Origin of the sequence: Agrococcus sp. Ld7 (assembly GCF_045064095.1) — a bacterium.
GTDB lineage: Bacteria > Actinomycetota > Actinomycetes > Actinomycetales > Microbacteriaceae > Agrococcus.
In genome coordinates this window covers 70937-91710 of sequence record NZ_JBISGY010000009.1, presented here as the reverse complement: position 1 = coordinate 91710, position 20774 = coordinate 70937, and the positions used below count along the sequence as shown (strand labels likewise).

Annotated in this window: 22 protein-coding genes; 12 read left to right on the top strand and 10 right to left on the bottom strand. The window is 66.5% G+C overall.

The annotated features are described in order from the left end of the window. Positions 1-304 precede the first annotated feature (304 nt). The 8 genes from ACJJVL_RS02665 to ACJJVL_RS02630 all read left to right on the top strand — a co-directional run bounded on the left by ACJJVL_RS02665 (position 305) and on the right by ACJJVL_RS02630 (position 11587). Entirely contained in the window at positions 305-502 is a 198-nt protein-coding gene (locus ACJJVL_RS02665) for a helix-turn-helix transcriptional regulator (protein ID WP_405216722.1), read from the top strand. A 377-nt stretch (positions 503-879) separates the two neighbouring features. Beyond that, positions 880-2829, top strand: coding sequence for an N-6 DNA methylase (locus ACJJVL_RS02660; RefSeq protein WP_405216720.1), 1950 nt, complete (start codon positions 880-882; stop codon positions 2827-2829). Further along, complete coding sequence (locus tag ACJJVL_RS02655; protein ID WP_405216718.1) at positions 2829-4220, top strand: restriction endonuclease subunit S; 1392 nt, start codon at positions 2829-2831, stop codon at positions 4218-4220. Before ACJJVL_RS02660 ends, ACJJVL_RS02655 begins: the two co-directional genes overlap by 1 nt. Next, the gene (locus ACJJVL_RS02650; protein WP_405216716.1) at positions 4213-5265 is read left to right on the top strand and encodes a virulence RhuM family protein; all 1053 of its coding nucleotides are present in this window, start codon (positions 4213-4215) and stop codon (positions 5263-5265) included. Before ACJJVL_RS02655 ends, ACJJVL_RS02650 begins: the two co-directional genes overlap by 8 nt. Continuing rightward, on the top strand, positions 5243-8194 hold the full coding sequence (locus ACJJVL_RS02645) for a type I restriction endonuclease subunit R (protein ID WP_405216714.1): 2952 nt from the start codon (positions 5243-5245) through the stop codon (positions 8192-8194). Before ACJJVL_RS02650 ends, ACJJVL_RS02645 begins: the two co-directional genes overlap by 23 nt. Positions 8195-9597: 1403 nt before the next feature. Then, positions 9598-9795, top strand: coding sequence for an integrase core domain-containing protein (locus ACJJVL_RS02640; RefSeq protein ID WP_405216712.1), 198 nt, complete (start codon positions 9598-9600; stop codon positions 9793-9795). 121 nt (positions 9796-9916) lie between these two features. Next, complete coding sequence (locus tag ACJJVL_RS02635) at positions 9917-10387, top strand: hypothetical protein (protein WP_405216710.1); 471 nt, start codon at positions 9917-9919, stop codon at positions 10385-10387. Between the two features lie 288 nt (positions 10388-10675). Beyond that, positions 10676-11587: a toll/interleukin-1 receptor domain-containing protein gene (locus ACJJVL_RS02630; protein WP_405216708.1), complete on the top strand. Its 912-nt coding sequence runs from the start codon at positions 10676-10678 to the stop codon at positions 11585-11587. Between the two features lie 27 nt (positions 11588-11614). Here ACJJVL_RS02630 and ACJJVL_RS02625 read toward each other — a convergent pair whose 3' ends face one another. Beyond that, the gene (locus ACJJVL_RS02625) at positions 11615-11845 is read right to left on the bottom strand and encodes a hypothetical protein (protein WP_405216706.1); all 231 of its coding nucleotides are present in this window, start codon (positions 11843-11845) and stop codon (positions 11615-11617) included. A gap of 374 nt (positions 11846-12219) precedes the next feature. On the opposite strand from ACJJVL_RS02625, the gene ACJJVL_RS02620 reads away from it, so the two are divergent. Further along, positions 12220-12549, top strand: coding sequence for a hypothetical protein (locus ACJJVL_RS02620; protein ID WP_405216704.1), 330 nt, complete (start codon positions 12220-12222; stop codon positions 12547-12549). 116 nt (positions 12550-12665) lie between these two features. Beyond that, positions 12666-13088, top strand: a complete 423-nt coding sequence (locus ACJJVL_RS02615) for a hypothetical protein (protein ID WP_405216702.1) — start codon at positions 12666-12668, stop codon at positions 13086-13088. On the opposite strand, the gene ACJJVL_RS02610 is transcribed toward ACJJVL_RS02615, so the two are convergent. The 9 genes from ACJJVL_RS02610 to ACJJVL_RS02570 form a co-directional block, all read right to left on the bottom strand. Then, complete coding sequence (locus ACJJVL_RS02610; RefSeq protein ID WP_405216700.1) at positions 13085-13939, bottom strand: sugar nucleotide-binding protein; 855 nt, start codon at positions 13937-13939, stop codon at positions 13085-13087. The two genes, ACJJVL_RS02615 and ACJJVL_RS02610, sit on opposite strands and share 4 nt — an antisense overlap. A 28-nt stretch (positions 13940-13967) precedes the next feature. Beyond that, on the bottom strand, positions 13968-14606 hold the full coding sequence (locus ACJJVL_RS02605) for an HAD family hydrolase (protein ID WP_405216698.1): 639 nt from the start codon (positions 14604-14606) through the stop codon (positions 13968-13970). A 50-nt stretch (positions 14607-14656) separates the two neighbouring features. Next, on the bottom strand, positions 14657-15532 hold the full coding sequence (locus ACJJVL_RS02600; RefSeq protein ID WP_405216696.1) for an NYN domain-containing protein: 876 nt from the start codon (positions 15530-15532) through the stop codon (positions 14657-14659). Positions 15533-15576: 44 nt separating this feature from the next. Next, positions 15577-15846: a DUF2892 domain-containing protein gene (locus ACJJVL_RS02595; protein ID WP_405216694.1), complete on the bottom strand. Its 270-nt coding sequence runs from the start codon at positions 15844-15846 to the stop codon at positions 15577-15579. Then, positions 15843-16220, bottom strand: a complete 378-nt coding sequence (locus ACJJVL_RS02590) for a thioredoxin family protein (RefSeq protein ID WP_405216692.1) — start codon at positions 16218-16220, stop codon at positions 15843-15845. The genes ACJJVL_RS02595 and ACJJVL_RS02590 overlap by 4 nt, the downstream gene beginning before the upstream one ends. 110 nt (positions 16221-16330) lie before the next feature. After that, on the bottom strand, positions 16331-16714 hold the full coding sequence (locus ACJJVL_RS02585) for a rhodanese-like domain-containing protein (RefSeq protein WP_405216690.1): 384 nt from the start codon (positions 16712-16714) through the stop codon (positions 16331-16333). Positions 16715-16745: 31 nt separating this feature from the next. Next, positions 16746-17519, bottom strand: coding sequence for a sulfite exporter TauE/SafE family protein (locus ACJJVL_RS02580; protein ID WP_405216688.1), 774 nt, complete (start codon positions 17517-17519; stop codon positions 16746-16748). 31 nt (positions 17520-17550) lie between these two features. After that, positions 17551-18963 (bottom strand): rhodanese-like domain-containing protein, encoded by a 1413-nt coding sequence (locus tag ACJJVL_RS02575; RefSeq protein ID WP_405216686.1) that lies wholly within the window; start codon positions 18961-18963, stop codon positions 17551-17553. Between the two features lie 162 nt (positions 18964-19125). Next, positions 19126-19311: a hypothetical protein gene (locus ACJJVL_RS02570; protein WP_405216684.1), complete on the bottom strand. Its 186-nt coding sequence runs from the start codon at positions 19309-19311 to the stop codon at positions 19126-19128. A 112-nt stretch (positions 19312-19423) separates the two neighbouring features. On the opposite strand from ACJJVL_RS02570, the gene ACJJVL_RS02565 reads away from it, so the two are divergent. Together ACJJVL_RS02565 and ACJJVL_RS02560 are read left to right on the top strand one after the other, a co-directional pair. Continuing rightward, on the top strand, positions 19424-19690 hold the full coding sequence (locus ACJJVL_RS02565; RefSeq protein ID WP_405216789.1) for a metal-sensitive transcriptional regulator: 267 nt from the start codon (positions 19424-19426) through the stop codon (positions 19688-19690). Between the two features lie 43 nt (positions 19691-19733). Continuing rightward, a complete protein-coding gene (locus tag ACJJVL_RS02560) occupies positions 19734-20771 on the top strand; it encodes a zinc-dependent alcohol dehydrogenase family protein (protein ID WP_405216682.1) in 1038 nt (345 codons plus the stop codon). Positions 20772-20774 lie beyond the last annotated feature (3 nt).

The window sequence follows — 20774 nt, the reverse complement described above, 5'->3', positions numbered from 1 at the left end:
CTGCAACTGCGACAGGCGGCGCCGCTTCGCTGCCGGCAGCGGGAACGCATCATCCGGCGCCCAGTTCGCCGCCCGTCAGCGCCCGTCGTCGCCGCACTGCCTGTCGGCTGCCACCGATCCGGCCATGCGGACTTCGAAGTGGCGGAAGGGCGATGAGCCGCCGGCGCGCTCGCTCTGGGCCGGCGTAGACCGGTCGTTGGAGGCGCAGCAATTGCAGCCGGACTGCTCCCTTGAGTCTTGTCCGCTTGCTCCCGCAGATGTACTTCGCATGGCAACCACTTCCACCCCAGTCCATGCTCCCGACGTGGACCTGTTCGCGATCTCTCCTGGCACCCTGGTTGATCCAGAGTTCCTCAGCGCGGTGCTCGGTATCTCCGTGAAGACGCTCCGCAACTGGCGCGATGCCAATCGGGGTCCGAAGGCGATGCGCTACGCCCGTGTGGTCAAGTACAAGGTTGGCGACGTCACGCGCTGGCTTGAGGACCAGGAAGACGAGGACTGACGCGCTGTTAGCCTCCAGCATTCGGCCTTGCCGCGCCTGCGTCGTGAGCGATTCTGTCTCGGAGAATATTGCAGGGCAGCGGTAGGCGCCAGCGGTATTCGGACTCCGGGATGCGGCGCCGTCCTGTCGAGCGTTTGAGCCGTCGCGCGGGTTGCACGAAACTGACCGCATTGGACTTACTCAGAGGCGGCCTCGCAGAAATATCGGTCTGATGGGGGTCCGGCCGCCTCGATCAGCATGCCGTATCGTGCGCCCGTTGACGGATATGACAGTCCGAGGGACTGAGCTGGCAGCGGGGAGGTCGAGCGCATGCCGGCCGAGGCGGCACGCCGCTCTAGGCACTGCCCACGTCGCCCCCTTCGCATAGGGTCAATCGGGTGAACAGCACGACCAACCAGCGCCTCGCTCAACTCATTTGGAACATCGCCGACGATGTGCTGCGAGACCTCTACGTACGCGGCAAGTACCGCGATGTGATCCTGCCGATGACCGTGCTGCGCCGCCTCGACAGCGTGCTGGCGACGACCAAGCAGAACGTCCTGAGCACGAAGAAGACGCTGGATGCCGCGGGCATCGTCAATCAGGACGCCGCACTGCGGCAGGCGGCTGGTCAAGATTTCTACAACACCAGCGCGTTCCTCATGAAAGATCTCCGGGCGGCCAGCACGCAGATGCAGCTGCGCCAGAACTTCGAGGCCTACCTCGACGGCTTCTCGCCCAACGTGCAGGAGATTCTCGAGAACTTCGAGTTCCGCAACCAGATCCCGCGCCTGTCGAAGGCCGATGCACTCGGCACGCTGCTCGAGAAGTTCCTCGATCCGACGATCGACCTCTCGCCGAAGGGCCTCGACAACCACGGCATGGGCAGCGTCTTCGAAGAGCTGGTGCGCCGCTTCAACGAGGAGAACAATGAAGAGGCAGGCGAGCACTGGACGCCGCGCGATGTCGTCAAGCTCATGACACGGCTCATGTTCGAGCCGATCGCCGCCACGATCCCTGACGGCACGTACCTCCTCTACGACGGCGCGATGGGCACCGGTGGCATGCTCACGGTGGCCGAAGACACGCTGGTCGAGCTCACCGAGGGTCGCAAGATCGACACGCACCTCTACGGGCAAGAGATCAACGCGGAGACGTTCGCGATCGCGAAGGCCGACCTCATCCTGAAGGGCGATGGTCGGGCTGCCGACAACATCAAGGGCGGACCGGAGTTCTCCACCCTCTCGAACGACGCGTTCGCGGGCCGCGAGTTCGACTTCATGCTCTCGAATCCGCCATACGGCAAGTCGTGGAAGACCGACCAGGAGCGGATGGGCGGCGCGAAGAAGATCACCGACCCACGCTTCGTCGTCGAGCACGCGGGCGACGCTGAGTTCAGCCTCATCACCCGGTCGAGCGACGGGCAGATGCTCTTCCTCGCCAACCTCGTCGCCAAGATGAAGGACAGCACGACCACCGGTAGCCGCATCGCCGAGATCCACAACGGCTCGTCGCTGTTCACCGGAGATGCGGGCCAGGGCGAGTCGAACATCCGCCGCTACGTCTTCGAGAACGACCTGGTCGAGGCGATCGTCGCGCTGCCGCTCAACCTCTTCTACAACACCGGTATCGCCACGTACATCTGGGTGCTCAGCAACCGCAAGGAGGAGCGCCGCGCCGGCCGGGTGCAACTCATCGACGCGACGAAGTGGTTCACGCCGCTGCGCAAGAACCTCGGCAGCAAGAACTGTGAGCTATCCGCCGCCGACATCGAGAGGGTGATGGCGACGTTCCACGCGTTCGATACGGCTGATGACGAGGTGTCGAAGGTGTTCGACAACGCCGACTTCGGCTACCGCAAGGTGGCCGTTGACCGACCGCTGCGACTGACGGATGCCGTGCCCGGCCGCGTCTACACGGCCGCGGAGTTGAAGGCGCTCAAGGCGAGCAGTGAGCGGTCCGACGACGCGCCCGCGGTGATCAAGAAGGTGCACAAGCCGGGTACGGCCGCCGACCCGCTCCACGGGCTGTTCGAGATCGAGATCGACGGCAAGGCGAGGGTGGTCGAGTATGAGCGCGACCCCGACCTGAGCGACACCGAGCAGATCCCGCTCACCGAATCGGCGAGGGAGTATGTGAGCGCCGTCGAAGGCTTCTTCCGACGTGAGGTGCTGCCCTACGCTCCGAATGCCTGGATCGACGAGTCGAAGACGAAGATCGGCTACGAGGTGAGCTTCACCCGCCACTTCTATAAGCCGGCCCCGATGCGCACGCTCGATGACATCCGTGCGGACATCCGCGCGCTCGAGGCTGAGACGGACGACCTGCTCAGCGAGATTGTCGGCTGATGTTCCGAGATCTGAAGCAGCGCGATCGGATTCCTTCTGGCATTGAGTGGGCGCCTCAAATCCCTGCTGACTGGAAGCTCGTTCGCAACAAGTCCTTCATGGTCAGCCGGAAAGAGATCGTCGGAGAGGCGTCGGCTTCTCAGCGATTGCTGGCACTCACGAAGGCAGGAGTCGTGCCTCGAGACATCGACAATCTCGAGGGCAAGATTCCCGCGACATTCGACGGGTACCAGTTCGTGGCGGAGGGAGATCTTGTCTTCTGTCTGTTCGACATCGATGAAACTCCCCGAACTCTTGGGCTAGTTCCAAAGCCCGGAATGATCACGAGCGCCTACACACGCTTTGAGGTGAGCGATGAGATTGACAGAGAGTTCCTGGCGTACTTCTACACCTCCGTCGACGACCAGAAGGGGCTGCGTCCGCTCTACACCGGTCTGCGGAAGTCGATTCGCACCGACGTCCTGCTCTCTGTGAGGACTCCGCTTCCGCCCGCCGACGAGCAGGCAGCGATCGTGAAGTACCTCGCGCACGCGCACGCGCGAATCGATCGAGCGATTGCCGCCAAGCGTAGACTCGTCGCGTTGCTCGAAGAGCAGAAGCAGGCGATTATTTACCAGGCGGTCACCTGTGGTCTCGATCCGTCGGTCCCCCTCAAGGGCTCAGGCATCCCGTGGCTGGGAGACGTGCCCGCGCACTGGGAGGCCAGTAGGGCGAAATACGTGTTTCGCGAGTTTGATGCGCGATCCGGCACTGGTGCGGAACGTCTCCTGTCTTTGCGAGCCGCTACTGGACTGGTGTTTCACGACGAGGTCTCCAACAGGCCGATCGACCAAGAGGCCCTCGTCAACTACAAGAAGGTTCACCCCGGCGTCTTCGTGATGAACCGCATGCGTGCGGCGTCCGGCCTCTTCGCCATCGCCGACTCGGCGGGTCTTGTGAGCCCCGATTACTCGACGATGATGGTGTCCGAGTCAGTCGATTCGCGTTACTACCTTCGGCTCTTCAAGACCCGTGCCGCGATGGCGGAGTTCCGCAACCATTCCAGCGGCCTTGGTACCGGAGAATCTGGTTTTATGCGGCTCTACTCCGAGGATTTCGGTCGCATTTGGCTTCCTGTGCCGCCCCGTGAGGAGCAGGAAGCCATCGCAGATCACATCGCGTCCACCGAACAGGCGTCGACTGCGATCGTGAAGCGCGCCCGTCGCGAGATGGAGCTGCTCCGCGAGTTCCGCACTCGGCTCACGTCCGATGTCGTCACCGGGCAGGTCGACGTGCGCGAGATCGCGGCGACGCTGCCCGCCCTCAGCGACGACGACCCCGCGCTCGAACTCGATGACGAGCTCGAAGGACTGCTTGAGAGGGAGCTCGAGCCGGAGAGCGTCGATGAGTGACGGCGGCTCCGGCGAGATCATCCTCTATACCGACCCGGACGGTGCTGAGGTGCAGCTCCGTGCGGTCGACGGCACCGTTTGGCTCACTCAAGCGCAGTTGGCAGACCTCTACGGCACGTCGGTACCGAACATCGCCCAGATCATCCGACGCCTCCTCGCCGATGGCGAAGTGACGGAGGCAACCATTAACTCAGAGTTAATGGTTCGTGACGAGGGCGGCCGCCAGGTGCGCCGCGAGGTCACGGTCTACAACCTCGAAATGGTGCTGGCTGTCGGCTACCGCGTCACCACGCCGCGAGCCGTGCAGTTCCGACAGTGGGCAACCAGCGTTCTGCGCGAGTACCTCGTCAAGGGCTTCGCGCTGCAGGACGAGCGACTGAAGGACCCCGCGGCGGTCGACTACTTCGATGAGCTGCTCGAGCGCATCCGCGACATCCGCTCGTCCGAGAAGCGGTTCTATCAGAAGGTGCGCGAGATCTTCTCGGCCACGAGCGTCGACTACGTCGGAACGAGCGACACCGCCCGCGGTTTCTTCGCCACGGTGCAGAACAAGCTGCTGTTCGCCGTCACCGGCCGCACGGCCGGCGAGCTGATCGTCGAACGCTCCGACCCCGCTGCTGACAACATGGGGCTCACCAGCTGGAAGGGGCCCGCGGTGCGCAAGGGTGATGTCGCGATCTCGAAGAACTACCTCACGCCCGACGAGTTGAGCGAGCTCAACCTGCTGACGACGCGCTTCCTCGACTTCGCGGAAGACCGAGCCCGCAGGCGCCAGCAGATCACGATGGCGGAGTGGATTGCGCAGACCGACCGCTTCCTTACGTTCGACGAGCGCAGCATCCTGTCCGGCCCGGGCACCGTGTCGGCGCGCGACGCCGACCGGGTCACCGCTGAGCGCTACGCCGCGTACGAGCAGCACCGCCGCACTCGAGAAGCCGCACAAGCCGAGCTCGAGGAAGAGCACGACACGGCAGCGCTGACCGCCCTCGAGAACCTCGCGAAGAGCAACAGGAGAGAGCCGCATGGCGCCGACGAGCCTGAATGAGGCGACCCTCGAAGCGTTGATCGTCGCCGACATGGTCGCCGCCGGCGGCACGCCGGGTTGGGTGGAGGGTGCCGCAGTCGACTTCAACGCCTCGTACTGCCTCGACCTGCCCACGTTCCGCGGGTTCATCCACGATACCCAGCCGCACCTCGTCGACGACCTCGACCTCGACGGCGACTCGCCCACGACGCACAAGCTGCTCGCGCGACTGCAGGGTGAGATCACGAAGAACGGGATCGTCGCGAGCCTGCGTGCCGGCATCGCGCACGGTCCGCACCACATCGACCTCTACTACCCGACCCCGGCGGCGCAGAACGCCAAAGCCGCGGCGCTCTTCGAGCAGAACCGCTTCACGATCACCCGTCAGGTGCACTACAGCGCGAAGGACGCAAGCAAGTCGCTCGACCTCGTCGCGTTCGTCAACGGCTTGCCGATCGCGACCTTCGAGCTCAAGAACCACATCACGAACCAGACGGTCGAGGACGCGGTCAAGCAGTACAAGACCGATCGGGATCCGCGCGAACCGATCTTCGCGTTCGGCCGCTGCATGGCGCATTTCGCCGTCGACGACCACCACGTGCGCTTCTGCCCGAAGCTGGCGGGCACGTCGTCGTGGTTCCTGCCCTTCGACCAGGGCAACGACGGGGGAGCGGGCAATCCCGTCAATCCCGACGGCGTGATGACCGACTACCTGTGGAAGCGGGTGCTCGAGCCCCGCAGCCTCGCGGGCATCATCGAGAACTTCGCGGCTGTCCTCACCACCAAGGATCAGAAGACGGGCAAGAAGGCGTCGTCGGTGATCTTCCCCCGCTACCATCAGCTCGACGTGGTGCGGAAGCTGGTCGCCGACGTCGAAGCGCGCGGCAGCGGCGTCCGCTATCTCATCCAGCACTCGGCCGGCTCCGGCAAATCCAACTCGATCGCCTGGCTGGCGCACCAGTTGACCGGCGCGGAGTATCAGGGCGAGCGCGCATTCGACTCGGTCATCGTCGTCACCGATCGGGTGATCCTCGACAGCCAGATCCGCGACACCATCAAGGGCTTTACGCAGGTGAAGTCGACCGTGCAGCACGCCGAGAGCTCGAAGGACCTGCGCGAGGCTATCGAAGCCGGCAAGAAGATCATCATCACGACGGTGCAGAAGTTCCCTTACATCGTCGCGGGCATCCAGGGCGCGCAGCGGGAGAAGCGCTTCGCAATCATCATCGACGAGGCGCACTCGAGCCAGGGCGGCAAGGTCTCGGCGGCGCTCGCCACCGCGCTGTCGAAGGACGGGCTCGATGTCGGTGTCGAAGACACCGAGGATGCGCTGAACCGGCTCATGGAATCGAAGAAGATGCTGCCCAACGCGTCGTACTTCGCCTTCACGGCGACGCCCAAGAACAAGACGCTCGAGACGTTCGGGCACTCCTACGCGGTGGACGGCGTCGTCAAGCATCGCCCGTTCCACAGCTACACGATGCGGCAGGCGATCGAGGAGAAGTTCATCCTCGACGTGCTCGCCAACTACGTGCCGGTCGACACCTACTACAAGCTCGTCAAGACGGTCGAGAGCGACCCCGAGTTCGACGCGCGGCGAGCATCGAAGAAGCTGCGCACCTACGTCGAGGGCCAGCAGCACGCGATCCGGCAGAAGGCCGAGATCATGGTCGACCACTTCCAGGCGCAGGTCTTCCAGCCCCGCAAGATCGGCGGCCAGGCACGCGCGATGATCGTCACCTCCTCGATCGCTCGCGCCATCGACTACTTCGAAGCGGTGAGCGCGCATCTGGTCGAGACCAAGCGGCCCTACAAGGCCATCGTCGCGTTCTCCGACTTCAAGGACGAGGCGGGCGACAAGGTCACTGAGGCACAGTTCAACGGGTTCGCCAGTTCCGAGATACCGGCTCGCATCCAGGAAGATCCGTACCGCATCCTGATCTGCGCCGACAAGTTCCAGACCGGCTACGACGAGCCACTGCTCCACACCATGTACGTCGACAAGCCGCTGTCGGGCGTCAAGGCCGTGCAAACGCTGTCGCGGCTGAACCGCGCGCATCCCCAGAAGCACGACTGCGCCGTGCTCGACTTCGCCAACGACGTCGACACGATCCAGCTTGCGTTCCAGGACTACCACCAGACCACCGTGCTGGCCGACGAGACCGACCCCGACAAGCTCAACGATCTCGCCGCCGACCTCGTCAACGCCGCCGTCTTCACCCAGGAAGGTGTCGACCACTTCGTCGCGCGATACCTCGCAGACGCAGGCATCGACGAGCTGCACCCCCTGCTCGACGCGTCAGTGTCGGAGTACGTCGAGACCATGGACGAGGACGAGCAGGTCGCGTTCAAGGGTGCCGCCAAGGCGTTCGTGCGCACCTACGGGTTCCTGTCCGCGATCCTCCCGTACACGAACGTGTGGTGGGAGAAGCTCTCGATCTACCTCGGCTTCCTGGTGCCGAAGCTGCCCTCGCCTGAGGGCGAGGACCTGTCGGTGGGCGTGCTCGAGAGCATCGATCTCGACTCCTTCCGCGTTGAGAAGCGAACCGCGATGGCGATCGCCCTCGCGGATGGGGAAGCCGAGATTGAGCCGGTGCCCGGCGCGGGAGCCAGTGGGCGTCCGGAGCCCGAGATGGAGCGGCTCAGCGAGATTCTTGCCTCATTCAACGCGCTGTTTGGCAACATCTCGTGGCAGGACGAGGAGCGCATCCGCCAGCGGGTCAGCGAAGAGGTGCCGGCCAAGGTCGCTGAGGATCCGGTGTACCAGACAGCGATGGCGAACAACGATCGGGCCAACGCCAAGGTCGCAATGGTTGACGCGCTCGGCAAGGTCATGCTGAGCCTGGTGCAGGACGAGACGCAACTGTATAAGGAGTACTCCGACAACGTCGACTTCAAGCAGTGGTTCGAAGACCAAGTATTTCGCGCCACCTACCGCAAGAGCGCGTGAGGCGACGTCGAGCGCCGCAGCACGCGGCGCATGACGCCTGCGGAGAGCGCCGATGGTGGGGCCCGCCTCCGGCTACCGTTTTCGTATGACGGCACCCGCTGAAGCGAGCGCTCGCATAGCCTCGCGTGCCCCCATCCGGCTTCGGCCGATCGACCTGTTCGGCCCGCCGGCTGTCGCAGCCGTGGTAGCGGGACCGACTCGTGCCATCCGAGGTCACGGCGCGCGACTCGGCAATGCGCGCCGCAGCGCTGGCAGCGGCCGGTCTTGTCGTAATCTGTTGAAGTGCGCTCAATGGGAGTTCGCGGAGTTGACGAAAACAAGTACGACATTCAAGGATGTGGCGGATGCCTCTTGTTGTGGCGGAACGAACGATTGACTCCCTGTTCGTTTTTGAGCTAATCTCAGTTGCTCCGACGGCCGTCGTCATCTCTCCGAACAATAACGCTGGCCCGCGAACGCCGGATCACGAACTACGGGGCGCGACGCGGACCTTCGTCTTCGAGTGCAAGACTCTTTACGCATCTCACGCTCGCCCTACGGACTGGGTGATTCGGGTTCCGCGACGACAGTTGGCCGATTATGTGGCTCACGGTCAAGCAGCGCTCATCTACGTCCTCCCCGCATCACCAACGACTAGAACGGCGCCGTGGCTGCGTACGTGTCGCGTGGATCCCGATGCCTCTGGCTATTGTCGAGCGTGTGTGAATCCGCCCCGATCTGAGGGAGCGGCCTACCGCCGCCGCTGGGCGGGCACGCGCCAACCCATCGCCTCGGCTCCGGTAGAGACGCGCCTTCAGCCTTGGTTCAATCACTGGGCGTGGTGCGTTCGTGCGGACGCACTGCATCGGTATCTCTCCGCCAATCCTGGCTTTGGCCAACCCACGGCTGAAATCTCCGCTGAAGACTTGGACCTGCACTTGATTCCCGGCGCGACCCGCTTGTGTCATCTGCTGCAAGACATTCGGCGGGACCACGACGCAATTCACGGCGTTGGCCCCGGGTGGGAAGGCGCGGAACCGACCGAAACCGGCTCAGGCAGCGGGGATCGCGCGGGGCTCGAGACTTCATTAACGCATTCGCTGCAAGCTTTCGAAATCGTTGAGAATGACCGGCGCTTGATCGTCGGGTACTGAGCGTGAGGAGCGAGTGAGGTGAAGGCCCGGCAGTCTAGCGCGGTGTCTTTCGTCCTGATGCGAGGCCGAGAGCTCGCGATCGAGTAGATTTTCCCGCTCAAACCGTCGTGTCCACTTCGGCTCGCGAGTACCAACGCTTTACGCATCGTCGGCATCGACCTGCGCCTGCGCGGGTCGAGCGCGACGGCGTGCGCGTGGTCTTCAACGCGCGACTCTCCCGACAGTCGCTGGCTGAATACGAGCGCCGTCACCCTGCTCAAGACCGAAGCGATGCGCGACGACTCGCCGTTCCGGGCCGGTCCGCTGCGGCAGTTCGAGGACGTCCAATGGGTCACCGCTGAATGGGTCGACTGGTACAACGCCAGGCGCCTGCACTCGACCCTCGGCGACGTCCCTCCCGAGGAGTTCGAGGCCGCGTATTACGCTGACCTCGAAACGCCATCCCACCCGGTGCTGGCACCCGCATAGGAGCGGCAGAGAACCGGGGACGGTTCAAGCATCTGGTCCCGCCGACAGTTGGGCAACCAAGTCGGAGTTCACGACGCGCATCTCCCGGCTACGGATGCCATCATCGGCTATGGAAAATAGCGTGTCCGCATCATCCGCGATCGTCATCCGCACGTCGGCAAGTCCGGTAGCCGACTACCCCTTCTATCTTCGCGTCAGTCCCGAGATCGCGGACGAACTCGAGGATGACCTTGCGCGCGCGGGCATCCTGACCAGTCGTGTCGTCGAGCTCTCAGCAGACCAGTGGCTCTCGATCCTCGCCATAGCGGGACCAGCCACGGCCGGGGTCTCTGTGCTGATCGCCAAGGTCTCGCCGATCCTGGTGGCGCTGATCGAGCGTCACAAGACCAGCTCCGTTCGTATCGAGAACGCACACGGGACGGTTGCGCAGGTTGATGGCGTCCACCCGGAACGGGCCAAAGAGATCATCAGCGGGATGCTTGATCAGGCAAGCGCGGATACTCAGACCAACCAGGAGACCTGGCAACGGATGCTGGGAAACGAAGGGAGGCGCGATGCAGCAGACGGTGATGCCGCGAAGAGCGAGTCCTGAGGCAGTCGCGGCGGCTTGCCGCACGGCGTGCCGCGGAATCAGGGTCTTGTCGCGGACGGTCGTTCGCGCGACACGCTGAGCGCTCAATGAACGGGCCTAGACGTACCCGGTCGGGAACGCTCCCCGCCGCCGGCGCCTGCTGCTGGCCGAACTGCCCATGGTCGACGAAGTGGCTGAACGTCGCCCTCGCTGACCGCCGGCACCACCACGACGACCATTACCCCGAGGTCGACGAGATCGTACCCGTGAAGCCCGAGGCCAGACCTAGTCGGATAGTCTAAAGGCGAAATGAGTGCTGACGTCTTCGTCTCCTACGCTTGGACCTCGGGTGAGCATCGTGAGTGGGTCCGTCTGCTTGCCAGTCAGCTTCATCAACTCGGATACGCTGTCCAGATTGACGAAGCTGTCGACTATGGTTCCAGCCTGAGCGGCTTCATGCGTGAGGTGATCAACGCGAGACACGTATTGCTAGTCGTGGACGAGAACTACGTCGAGCGTGCGGATCGCATGCCAGAGTCGGGCGTAGGCATCGAGACTAAGTGGATCAGCGCGGTCTATGCGCAAAAGCCTGCGACGTGGCTATCTGTCGTGTGGGTACGCAATCCGGGCCGCTCCCTACCATTATGGCTCGATGGCGTGGAACCTAAGGGCTTTGACTTCAACGCGAGGCCTGACGACAACAACTTTCCCGGCGCCAGCCAGCTCGATGCGATCTGGCGGTGGGTTGAGGGGCTGCCCGCAAGTGCAGCGGAAGCCGTCCCGCTAGCGGAAATCCGCAGGCGCGCGGCGCGACTCGAACGCGTCGACGCACTCCGCGATCCTGGTCAGTACGCGAATCCTGCTCTAAGCGGGAGAACGACTTTCCGATATGGCGACCATCGGCACTACACGATTGGCCACGACGAGTACGAGTTCAGAGTCCAGTTCAGTGGGCGTGGAGCGAACAGCGTGTACGTGTATAGCGACGGGGGACTAAAGGCGCTCGGCCTCATCACGGGTAAGACCTACGATCCGGCGACGGTCGAGGAATTTCTTTCTCCTGCACGAACCGCTCAGCCGCTGGTCGGACAGATGGTGGCACTACTCAACTCAAGGGGCGCACTGTGCGTCATCACGATCGACGAGGTGCAAGAAGAGGTGAACGACGGCAGCTATGTACACGAGCACGTGACATTCAGCTGGAAGGTTCTAACGCCATAGGTCACAAGCCCAAGTTGAGCAAGCAGCTCACCGTCGGTGCGCACGTTCATCTGCACCGGTACCTCTGGCCGTCATGACGGCGTCGGCGAGGGCCTCTTCCGGGTGCGGCTCGAACACCCCGCAAGGTTCGGAGTCGAAGCCGAAGCAGAGGGAAAAGTAGCTGTCGCCGCGCTCCTGCTGCCCCTGCAGCCACGCGGCCGACTGGTGCTGCTCGAGGGGTCTGGACTGGCGCACCGGGCGCGCGGGTCTCTTTCGCATGCGGGACGACGCCTTAGGTGACTTGAGTGCGGCGCGTGCACTGCGCTAAGCAGCGGCGGCAAGTGTCCAAGAATGTGTCCAGATTGAGCGGGAACGAGCGGGATCGTGTAGGCATGAGAGGGGCTGAATGGGCCCGAAATCGGCAGAAAGTAGCGGAAAATGACAGTCGAACAGTCGGCAGGGGGTCGGGAGTTCGAGTCTCCCCAGATCCACCAAAAATCCGCGGGCGACCGCGGATTTTCGTTGTCGCGGTGCGTCGGACGATTCCAACGCCGTAGTGGCTCCCGGCTTGTCGTTCGACCGGCAAGCACGGCATCAGTGGCGATCGAGGACGAGCTCTGGCGGACGTGCGGCGCCACGTGGGACGATGCGGCGTGAAGTTGAACGCACAGGCTGTGCTGCAAGAGACTCGGCGGCTTCTCCAAGACCTCGAGCGGAATTCGCTCGTGGCCTGGATCTGGGGCGGGACACACGACGACGACGTGATCGTTTTCTACCGCTGGCTTCGTGAGCCGGTGCTGCACGCGTTCCATCGCAACGTCGTCGAGCACGGCCAGCTCTTCCGTCCCGTCGACGACGACATCCTGGCCGACATCATCGCCAATGAGATCGAAGAACCAGGTGGCGTGAGGAGCGATGTTCCGGCGGGCATCAGCAATGCTGTACCGAGCCATCTGCGGCCCGGACTGGTCTGGTCGCTCTGAGGGGGATCGCTCTGGGCGCCAGAGCTTCGCGGCCGGGCTCGTCCGACGTCGTCGGTGCCAGCGGACGCATGCCTCTCGCTCTTGCTCGCAGCGCGAACCACCGCAAGGATGGCGGCATGACGACGCAGCAGCCCGCGACCCCGCTGGAGATCGAGCGGGACTTCACCGAGCAGAGGGACTGGGGAATTCGGTTCCTGGTGGTTGCCGGACTTGCCGCGTGGCTGCTCTCCGGCGCGTTCGGCTCGTCCGGCGGAGGCGGTGGTGAGACGGGACCGAGCTGGTCGGTCGTCGTCCAGGTGATGCCTGCTGTGCAGGGCGCGGTCTTGGGCATGATCGCGCTCGGATGGTTGGTGACGCAGTGGCAGCGCCACGATCGGCACTTCGTGCTGCGCGTCAGGCGTCTCGTGCTGCTGACCGCCTGGGCGCTCGTCGGTGTCGCAATCGTCGGATCGTACGCGGCATTGTTCTTCGTCGACCGGCCACCCTCGACCCCACCCGTGGTGTACTTCCCCCTCGAGCTCGTGGACGTCGCTCCCTAGATTCGCCGTGAGCGCCGCTCCCGAAGCAACTCGTCGTAGCCCTCGCGGTAGCCCGGGAAGGTGAGCGAGCCCAACAGGCTCGCCATCAGCGCCCCGTCGAGCACCGTACCGCTGCTGACGGCTGGTTCGATCGCAGGGAGCGTGGCGACACCGAGCCGTTCGGCGATATGCGCCGCGACGTCGCCGAGCGGCGCTGGCGTCTGGTCGACGGCATGCAGGACGGCCGGAGGCGCGTCTGACCGCAGCATGGCGTGCAGCGCGCGCACCAGGTCCGTCTCGTGGATGCGGTTGGTGCGGCGAGCGTGCTGCATCGGCGCGCCCTCGGCGACCCGGCGAATGAGCGAGTCACGACTGGGTCCGTAGATGCCAGCCGGCCGGATGATGGTCGCGGCGAAGCGGTCGACGGCGAGCAGCTCGCCCTCGCGCAGTGCCCGGGCGCGATCGGACCCAGGCACGGGCTCGTCGGCCTCGCTGATCGGCCGCGGACCCGGCATGCCGTCAAAGACGCGGGTCGACGACACGAACAGCACGCGTGGCGGCACCGAGGGCAGCGCCTCCGCGAGGTGCTCGAGCACTGCCCGGTAGCCCTCGACGGCCTCGGAGCGGTCGCTTCCGGGCGGCAGCGTGATCACCATCGCGTCGACCGCCGGCAGCGCCTGCTGCAGCGGCTGCCGAACGTCCGCGGCGATGACGGTGAAGCTGCCGGGCAACATCGACGGATCCCGCCGCATCGCGACGACCTCCCAACCCTCGGCCACGAGCTGCGTGCCGAGCAGGGTGCCCAGTCGTCCGCAGCCGATGAGCAGCACGCGCGGCGATGCGCGTCGCGCCTGCTTCTTGGGGTCACTCATGGCGTTCGCCTCTCGTCGTCATTCGGAATCAGGGTAGGAGTTCGGTGGCGAGGCCGGAGGCGCGATACGCCGCTGCGGAGTGGCGCGACGGGGCCACGAGCACCACCGATGCGGCCGCTCGCGCAGTCGGATAGTCATCGTAGGAGTCCGTCCAGAAGCGGCGCTGCTCCACATCCACGCCGGCTTCCTGCAGTGTCGTGAGCTTGCTCTCGCCGCGGATGTGTCGGTCGAATTCCGGCCCGGTCGCTGTCCAGCGCAGGGTGGAGGCGAGCAGCAGGTCGTGCTCGACACCTGCGGATGCGAGGAACGCGGTGGCGAGCCTGTGCTCGGACCCGGTGGCGACCACGATGTGCGCGCCGTCGCGGCGACACCTGGCGGCAACGTCCACCATGGATGCGCGCGCGGCACTCGCACCCATGCGGCTGCCGACGCTGCGAGCGAGAACGTCATAGGTCGACTCCGGCATCCCCCGCAGCAGGCCGCGCGCCACCGCCCGAGAGGCCTCCGCGTGCCGCGGCACATCGTGACCTGCGCGCAACCAGCGCACGAGCGCTGGGGCGCTCCGCAGGGCTGTCAGGGGTCGACGTCCCGCGGCGGCGACGAGGAGCGTCGCGAACGTGTCGCGGGTCGAGAGCACGCCGTCGAGGTCGAGCACCACATCGGTCATCGCAACAGCATGGCAAGGACGGCTGAGCGCGGAGGGTCGACAGCTGCCTCTCAGACGCCGCTCCGCGTGTCGCGCACCCGTGCACCGCCCGCGGGCCGTGCTTCCACGACGAAGAGCTCGGTTGAGCGGATCAGGTCGGAGAGCTTCGCGTAGCCCCAGCTGCGAGAGGCGAAGCCCGGCTGCCGGGTGCTCATGAGCGACCCCACCGCGGCAAGGTCTGCCCATCCGTCGTCGCCGCAGGCGCTCGCAACGCAGTTGCGCAGCCCCGACACGAGCTGCGCGTCGCTGCGCAGCTGCGCGGGGGCGACGCGCTGCGGCGTCCGGGACGTCGTGGCACTGGGCGCCTTGCTCTGCTGGGAAGCGGGCTTGGTCTTCGCCGCAGGCGGCTGTGCATTCGGGGCAGCTGCCTTCGTCTGCCCGACGGCCTGCGTGGCCTGTGCTCCCGGTGCGGTCAAGGCGGTGACGGGCTTCGACGGGAGGGATGCTGGCTTCTTGACGGCATCCAGGTAGGTGAACTCGCTGCACGCGTTGCGGAAGGCAGCCGGCGTCGTCGTCTTGCCGAAGCCGTAGACCGGGATTCCCTCTTCCCGGATTCGTGTGGCAAGTCTGGTGAAGTCGCTGTCGGAGGACACGATGCAGAAGCCCTGGAACCGGCGGGAGTGCAGCAGATCCATCGCGTCGATGATGAGCGCGCTGTCGGTGGCGTTCTTGCCCGTCGTGTTGGCGAACTGCTGGACCGGCTGGATGACGTGCTGGTTCGCGACGGGCTTCCAGCCATTGAGCGTCTGCGTCGTCCAGTCGCCGTACGCGCGCTTCACCGCGACCGTGCCGAGTCTTGCGGCCCTGGAGAGGACGGACCCGACCTGCGAATGCTGCACGTTGTCTGCATCGAAGAGGACAGCGAGGAGGTCGGTGGACTGCGCCATGGGTTCAGCATGGCACCTGAGGAATGCGCATGTTGACCGCTGCGTCAGTGCTCGAGCGGCTGACAAGCCTCGGGGATGCCGCGCGTGTTCGGCTCGGCGCCGGCCGCGGCCCGACGCGCGAGCAGCGCGCCCGGGCACCAGCCGCCGATGGTGCCGGCGAGCAGCACGACCGCGACAAGACCGGCGATGATCGCCAGCGCCGGGTTCTCGAGGCTGTCGAGCGCGAACGCGCCGATCAGCACCGCGACTGCGCCCTGCACGATGCGCTCGGCGGTGCCGGGGCTGCACATCGCGGCCAGGCGACGCCTGGTCATGATGCGTCGCTGGTCGCGCGCTGCTCGGCCACCTGGCGGCGCACGTCATCCATGTCGAGCCCGCGCACGCCGGCGATCAGGCTGTCGAGCTGCGCCGGCGGCATGGCGCCGGGCTGCGAGAAGACCAGGATGCCGTCGCGGAACGCCATGAGCGTCGGGATGGACGTGATGCGGAACGATGCGGCGAGCTGCTGCTCGGCCTCGGTGTCGACCTTGCCGAAGACGATGTCGGGATTGGCCTCCGCGGCTCGCTCGAAGACGGTCGCGAACGCGCGGCACGGACCGCACCACGCGGCCCAGAAGTCGAGCAGCACGATGCCGTCAGCGGCGACCGTCGCGTCGATGGTGTCGATGGTGATGTCTTGCGTGCTCATGGTGTGCAGCTGCTTTCTGTGTCGGTGGGGCCCGCGATGCGAGCAGGCGAAGTGTTGCGGGGGTGTTGCGGGGAGTGCGGCGACCGAGTTCGGACCGCGCGCGCGAGCGCTCAGCGCTCGACAGGCAAGCCGGTCGCCTCGGAGGCCTGTTCGAGCGAGCCGAGGTCGGTGACATCGGCGAACCCCGCGTCGCGCATCATGGCAACGGCCACTGCCGAACGGCTGCCCGAGCGGCAGTGCACGAAGTAGGGCACGGCGGGGTCGAGGTCGGCGAGCGCAGCTTCGAGGTCGCCATTGGAGACGTCCAGCAGCACGGCGCTGTCGAGGTGGCCCTCCGTGTACTCCTCGGCCGTGCGCACGTCGCTCACGACCGCGTCGTCGGGCAGAGGAGCGGCCTGCGGTGCTGCCGACGGTGAAGGCGAGGCGCAGCCCGCCGCGGTGAGTGTGAGGGCGAGCGCGACGCTCGTGAAGCCGGCGGTGCGGATCGTGGTCATGGTGTTCCTTCGATGGGGGAGCAGCGGGGGATCAGGCAAGCGGGAAGAGCCGGAGCACCTGCTGCACGGCTATGGCCGCGGCCACGATGAGCAGCAGGATCGCGAAGCCGCGACGCAGGGCACGATCGGGGATGCGGCCGGTGAGCGCCGAGCCCAGGAACGAGCCGCCGATCGCGATCCCGGTGAAGGGCAGCACCAGCGCCCACGGGATGTCGAAGAACGCTGGCTGGGCGGCGAGGCCAGCGAGCGACTGCATCGCGATGACGAGCAGCGAGGTGCCGATGGCGGCCGCTGCGGGAATGCCGGCCAGCACGATCAGCGCCGGCACGATCAAGAACCCGCCGCCTGCGCCGACGAGGCCCGCCAGCATGCCGACGCCGACGCCCAGCAGCAGGATGCGCAGCACGTGTGGTGCGGCGCCGTCGTCGGCATCGTCGCGCTTGCGGCGGCGCAGCATGGCGATCGCGGCGGCGACCATGGTCGCCGCAAGCAGCAGCATGAGCACCGCGGGCGGCAGCAGACCACCCAGCAGCCCGCCGCCGAGCGCGCCGATGATGCCGGCTGCTCCGAAGATGAGGCCGACGCGCCAACGGACGCGGCCGCCCCGTGCATGCTGCACGAGGCTGACCGCGCTCGTCGCACCCACGACGAACAGCGAGGATGCGATGGCCACCCGCGGCTCGACGTCGGCGATGCCGGTCAGGATCGGCACGGTCAGGATCGAGCCGCCGCCGCCCAGCAGTCCCAGGCTGATGCCCACGACGAGCGCGAGCGCCAGGACGGCGATCAGCACGGCAGGGGTCATCGGTCGGCTCGATCCTCGGTCGTGTCAGCGCTCAGGCGGTGGCGGGCTGGCGGTCGGTGAAGCGCTCCCATGCCTGGAACGAGCCGTCGAGCTCGACGACGTCGAGGCCGGCGCGACGCAGCGCGCTGGCCACCACGCTGTTGCGCACACCGCTCTGGCAGTACGTCACGACCGTGCCCTCGCGGGGCAGCTCGTCGAGGTGCCAGAGCGCGCGCCCACCGCTGAGGTGCTCGGAGCCGGGGATGTGCCCGTCGGCGTGCTCGGTGCGACCGCGCACGTCGACGAGCTGTGCGTCGGTGAGCCCGTCGAGCTCCTCCGGCTGCACCAGCCGCGGCTGCACGAGGTCGAGCCCGTCGAGCGAGCGGATGTAGCCGTCGAACGCGTCGATGCCCACCCGCACGAGGTGGTCGCGCAGCGCCGCTGCGGCCTCGAGGTCGTCGGCCAGCAGCACGAGCGGCCTGTGCTCGTTCTGCGGGTCGTAGACCCACGCGCCGTAGCTCGCAGCCTTCGCGGGGCCCGGGATGTTGAGCGCTCCCTCGACGGTGCCCTCGTGCACGAGATCGTGGTGGCGGGTGTCGACGAGGATCGCTGCCTCGTCGCGCAGCAGGTCGCGCACGGCCTCCGTGGTGCGCTCGCGCAGTTCGGGAAGCTCGCCCAGCAAGGCGGGCCCGCTGCGGTTCTGCGACTTCATGCGCGCGAAGTACGCGTGCGCGTCCGGCTGACCGCCGAGCAGCTCCTCCACGAAGCCCTGCTCGTCGTCAGCGGCCAGGAACGGGGCCCACCAGGCGACGGTGCGCTCGTAGCCGACCGTCGAGGCGGCGATCGCGCCCAGCGCCTTGCCGCACGCGCTGCCGGCACCGTGCGCAGGCAGCACCTGCACGTAGTCCGGCAGCGTGAGGAAGCGGTCGCGCAGGCTCGCGAAGAGCTGCTTCGCGCCCTCGAAGCGCGTGTCCACGCCGCCAGCGGCCTCGTCGAGCAGATCGGGCCGGCCGATGTCGCCGACGAACACGAAGTCACCCGAGAGCAGGAAGCCGGGCTCGGTGGCCTGCGCGCCGTCGGTCACGAGGAAGGAGAGGTGCTCGGGCGTGTGCCCGGGCGTGTGGGATGCGCGGAGCGTCACGTTGCCGACCACGATCTCGTCGCCGTCGTGCATCCGCTCGGCCTCGTCGAAGCCGCTCCCGTAGACCCAGTCGGGCCCACCCTCGTCGGAGACGTGCATGCGCGCGCCCGTCCTCGCGGCCAGCTCCCTCGTGCCCGACAGGTAGTCGGCGTGAATGTGGGTCTCGGTCACGTGCGCGATGCGCAGACCGTGCTTCTCGGCGAAGCGAAGGTAGACCTCGATGTCACGGCGGGGGTCGACCACGACCGCCTCGCCCGTCGCCTGGCAGCCGATGACGTAGCTCGCCTGCGCCAGGTCCTCGTCGTAGATGCGTTCCAGCAGCATGGTGTCCTCCTCGTGTCTCGTCAGTTCAGCAGCGGCAGCGGTCGGCCTCGGGGACGCCGGCGAGCGGCTCCTCGACGTGCTCGCCGCATCCGGCCCAGGTCGGCTTGCCGCAGGTGTTGCAGGTGGTGCGTGCGCACATCGTGATGTCCTCTCGTCGTGGGATCAGCGGTTGAACAGGCGGGCGAAGAAGCCGCCTCGAGAGGCCTTCGACTCAGCGATCTCGCTCGGCGTGTGCTGGTTGCGGCACCAGTTGGATGCGGGCACCGTGCGGCGGACCTCCTGCACGTGCTGGCCGCATCCGGCCCAGGTCGTCTTGCCGCACACGCGGCACGTCACTGCTCTGCACATCTTCGCCCTCCCGGCGGTTCGTGGCCTGGATACTCCCAGGGGTATCGAAACGATACCCCATGGGGTATCGTGGATGTCAACCGAGGAGGCCTTCGTGGCGACAGATCCAGAGATGACGGCCCGGCATGACCCGGAGGCGAAGCGCAAGATCGTGAACCGGCTGCGGCGTGCGCACGGACAGCTCGCCGCCGTCATCGCGGCAGTGGAGGATGAGGCGCACTGCCGCGACGTCGTGCAGCAGCTCTCGGCGGTCTCGAAGGCCGTCGATCGCGCCGGGTTCCTGGTGGTTGCGGGCGCGCTGAAGGAATGCCTGACCGACGAGCCGGGCGACGGCGAGCGGATCGACGAGCTCGAGCGCCTCTTCCTCTCGCTCGCCTGAGCGGCGCGCGCCGGCAGCGTCGAGCGGTGCGAGGATCAAGCGCATGCGCGCTCTCATCCTCGATGCCGTCCGCGGCATGCCAGCAATTCGCGAAGTTCCCGCCCCGGCTCCACCGGAGGGCGGCGTCGTGGTGCAGGTGCAGGCCACGGGGCTCTGCCGCAGCGACTGGCACGCCTGGGCGGGTCACGACGACATCGCGTTCCCGCACGTGCCAGGCCACGAGCTCGCGGGCGTCATCTCCGCCGTCGGGCGGGGCGTGCAGCGCTGGTGCGTCGGCGACCGCGTGACCGTGCCGTTCATCTGCGGCTGCGGGCGCTGCGACTGGTGCCGCTCTGGTGACGCGCAGGTCTGCCCGCAGCAGGAGCAGCCCGGCTTCACGCACTGGGGCTCCTTCGCCGAGCAGGTCGCGCTGCACGCCGCCGACGTGAACCTCGTGGCGATCCCCGATGGCATCGACGTCGCGACCGCGGCAAGTCTCGGCTGCCGCTTCGCGACCGCCTACCGAGCGCTCGTCGGGCGCGCTCGCGTCGCGACAGGGGAGTGGGTGACGGTGATCGGTGCCGGCGGAGTCGGCCTGAGCGTCGTGATGATCGCTCGCGCGCTCGGAGCGCGCGTCATCGCGGTCGACCGCAACGCGGCTGCGCTCGAGCTCGCGGAGTCGCTGGGTGCGGAGCACGTGGTGTTGGCCGACGGCCGCGACGTGCCGGAAGCGATCGCCGAGATCACCGACGGCGGCAGCCACGTCACGGTCGATGCGGTCGGCAGCGAGCAGACCGCATCGGATGCGGTGCTCAGCCTGCGCCGACGCGGTCGGCACGTGCAGATCGGCCTGCTGCCGCCCGTCGACGGGCATCCGCGAGTGCCGATGGATCGGGTCATCGCATGGGAGCTCGACCTGCTCGGCAGTCACGGCATGGCTGCGCGCGACTATCCGGCGATGCTGGAGCTCATCGCCCAGGGCGTGCTCGAGCCGCAGCGCCTCATCGAGCGCACCGTAGGCCTCGAGGAGACGGGACGGCTGCTGCCCGGGTTCGACCGCTCGACCGCAGCGGGCATCACGATGATCGACCCGCGGCGCTGACCC